Genomic DNA, 3,420 nt, shown 5'->3' on the forward strand with positions numbered 1-3,420 from the left:
ACCCGTCGTGCGTACCTACCAAGTCCAAGTGCTGGTGGTCCATATCAGCCTGTTCGACAATCAAAGCCATCAGCCCATCTGGAGCGCAAGCGCCGAAGCAGCAGCAGGCGGTGGTGATGAATCGAGCCGCGCCAATGCCTTGCGCCAAGCAGTGAGCCAGGCCCTGGCGACCTACCCACCTTCATAAGTGTGAATGGGGGGTCAATCCCAGCCAAACCAACCCCGCCGCCCTCGATACCGCCATTCGCCAAACCGTCGCCAAAGTGCTGGAGCAGTATCCGCCGCATTGATCGTGCCTTGATGTATGGAAACTCTGTGGAGCCCCCTACATTCTTGACTACACTGCCCCTCATACGGATGAGTTAGCCACGGCTTTGCCGAAGGGGTGCTAGATGTCTCTCCCTGTTAATGCCTTTGCTGGCAGGGTCCGGCAGCGGGGCGTCATTGGTTTGGTTGCAGCCATAACCTTGGGTCTGGCCGTGCTGTGCATGCTGCTGGTGATTGACAGCGGCCGGTTGTATTTGGAGAAACGCAGCCTGCAACGGGTCGCCGACATGGCAGCGCTGGAGGCTGCGACACGCCTAGGACAATGCACGCCGGCAACGACCGCCGCCACGTATGCCATTGCAGCAGCCACGCGTAATGGCTTTACCGTCACCGATACCACCAGAACCCTGACGACCGATTGCGGCACCGTCGCGCTCGGCGCCAACAACCTGCGCGCATTCAGTCTTAATGCCAGCCAAAATCAGGCCATTCGGGTAGTGGTCACGCACTCGGTGGCCAAAAGCATCGCCGCCGGGATTGGCGCATTGTTTCCGGGCGGAACGTCGGATACAAACATCAACCTGAGCGCCACGGCAGTTGCTGCGGTACCGCCGCCGTTGGCAATGCTGACAATACGCAGCACCTTGCTGGTGGTGGACAGCAGTAAATCAGCGATTTTGAATGCGTTGTTTGGCGGGCTGCTTGGCTCAACGGTGAATCTCAGCGCAGTAGGTTGGAACGGCTTGATTAACGCCAACATCAGCCTGCTCGGTTATCTGGACCAACTGAAGCTCGACCTAGGGATCACCGCGGTCGGCTACACCCAAGTACTGGGGACCACGGTATCTGCGGGCCAGTTGATCCAATCGGCGATTACCGTGCTCGACCCTACGGGCACGTTGGGTGCGACGGCATCCATCGCCAGCCTGCAAGCGCTCAAGGCTGCAGTCGGCACCACCAGTGTGTCACTTGGGGATTTACTGCAAGTCAAAGGCGGTTCAGAGACGGCTGGGCTCAACACCAACCTGCAACTGTTTCAACTGGTTGAAGGCCTAGTGCAGCTATCAAACAAAAGTAACGGACTGGTCGCTACTCAGACGATTAATCTGGGTGTGGCCATCATCACCTCCAGCATTAAAGTCCTGCAACCACCGCAGATATCAGCCGTGGGCAACCCGGCCCTGGCGGCGCTCGATCCGCTAGGGCCCGACCGAATTTATGTACGCACAGCGCAGGTGCGGGCATTAGTGTCATTCAATCTGCCGGTATTGGGCGACGTGGCTTCGGTAGCCAGCGCTGTGCTAAACCTGGCCGCACCGATCACCGATGTCTTGAATGACGTGCTGAATTTAAATCTCGCCGGAGCTGTCAATGCCGTTGCTTGCGCACTAGGCGCATCCTGTACTTACACCGATTTGCAGTTGTTTCCCACGCCGGAAGTCGACGTGAGCCTTGACGTTGCCAGTGGCGAAAGTTACGTCACCGGCTATACCTGCGCCTCGCCTACCAACAAAACCCTGACCACCCAAACCAAGACATCCGTCGTTACGCTCAATGTCGGACAGATCCCTGCCACCGCCATCCCGTCTGGCAGCACAACGCCGCTGCCAGCCATCGTCGCCCTGCCTATTCCTGTACTCGACATTGGCACTAAGACTCGGGTGTGTTCGATTTTGGCGGGTTGCAGCACGTACCGCACACCGATGGTAGGCGGCGGTATCGGTATCAGCGCCAACACCTCCATTGCGCAAACGGTGGACGCCAGCTCGCCGCCGACGTTTAGCTCGCCCAACCTGCCCGACATTACCCAACCGCCGTATTACAAGACGTACGACACCAGCAACATCATCAGCAGTTTGTCGACCACCATCGCCGGTGTTCATGTGGATATGTACAAACCCACCACCGGCAATAGCAACCTATTGGGCAATTTGGTCAGCGTGGCGGGCACAGTACTCACGAGCATCACTGCCGCCCTGCAAACCCTGATCACCAGTTATTTAAGCCCGCTGCTCGATACGCTGCTTAACACGCTGCTTGCCAGTCTGGGGATCAATCTCAACGAGGTGGACGTGGGCGCCAACCTCAGTTGCAGCGCGGGCCAGGCCTCACTGGTGATCTAGGCCACCTAGCGCTAGCGGCAAGGCAATTCGAAACCGTGCGCCGTCGGCGGCGTTAGTTACACTTAGGCGTCCACCCATCTGCTCGACGATGCCATAGCTGACTGACAACCCAAGCCCGGTGCCGACACCCACCGGTTTGGTGGTGAAGAACGGCTCGAAAATACGCTCTACCAGACGCGGATCAATACCGCTGCCGTTGTCTTCCACCGATAACCACACCGTCTGCTCATCACGCTCCACCTGCAGCGCGATCCACGGCTGGAAGTCGTGATCGGCTTCGCGCTTGGAGAGCAACGCATCGCGAGCGTTGACCATCAGGTTGATCAGCACTTGCTCCAACTGATCCACGTGCCCGCGCACCTGAACCGGCTCGTCAAGCACCGAGACCCTCAGTTCGACCCCCTTGCCTTTCATGCCCTCGGTCAACATAGCCACGGTGCCCTCCACCGCCAGCACTGGATCGAATAATTGCTGCTCTATCTCCGAGCGGCGACCAAACACCCGCATGTGATCCACCACCCTCGCCGCGCGCTTGACCTGAGCGTCGATGCGATTGAGTTTTTCGGTCAAGTAATCAACCTGTATGTCGCCATTGCTCAAGCGCTTGAGCACGTTGACCACCGCCATGCTCATGACGTGCAACGGCTGGTTGATTTCGTGGGCAAGGCCAGTCGCCATTTCGCCCAGAGTGGCCATCTTTGCGCTTTGCGTCAGTTGCATCTGCGTACGACGCATCTCAGTGTTATCGCGCCCCACGGCCTGAATTTCCAGCAAGACGCCGTTCGCATCAAAAACCCCGCGGTCCGCCCACGCCCACCACGCGTGCTCGCGGCCAGGCAATTGCAGGCAGATTTCCGCCGTGCTCACCGGCGACTCCGGGCTAAGTTGGCTGATGCGCTGGACGAACGCTTCGCGCTGCTCCTGCGACAACCAATCCCCCAAATTGACCCCGGCAATCTGCTCCGGCGAGCATTCCAGGTACTTGGCCAACGGTCGATTGCCGAAGCTAAGAATCAGTTCCGGCGAATAA

General features: G+C 58.6%; 3 protein-coding genes. 2 read left to right on the forward strand and 1 reads right to left on the reverse strand.

What is annotated here, in order from left to right:
* Window positions 1-187 (forward strand): DUF4136 domain-containing protein (locus M0974_RS03830; protein WP_297833030.1); only part of this gene is annotated, 187 nt, incomplete at its 5' end.
* Window positions 188-392: 205 nt separating this feature from the next.
* Window positions 393-2,390 (forward strand): TadG family pilus assembly protein, encoded by a 1,998-nt coding sequence (locus M0974_RS03835; RefSeq protein WP_297833032.1) that lies wholly within the window; start codon window positions 393-395, stop codon window positions 2,388-2,390.
* On the opposite strand, the gene M0974_RS03840 is transcribed toward M0974_RS03835, so the two are convergent.
* A partial coding sequence (locus M0974_RS03840; RefSeq protein ID WP_297833034.1) for an ATP-binding protein occupies window positions 2,376-3,420 on the reverse strand: 1,045 nt, incomplete at its 5' end. The genes M0974_RS03835 and M0974_RS03840 overlap by 15 nt on opposite strands.

The sequence above is a fragment of the Pseudomonas sp. genome, assembly GCF_026224925.1.
Taxonomy (GTDB): domain Bacteria; phylum Pseudomonadota; class Gammaproteobacteria; order Pseudomonadales; family Pseudomonadaceae; genus Aquipseudomonas.

Excerpts from the sequence above, each read along its gene's own strand:
- M0974_RS03835 (WP_297833032.1), top strand. The coding sequence starts at position 393 with ATGTCTCTCCCTGTTAATGCCTTTGCTGGCAGGGTCCGGCAGCGGGGC.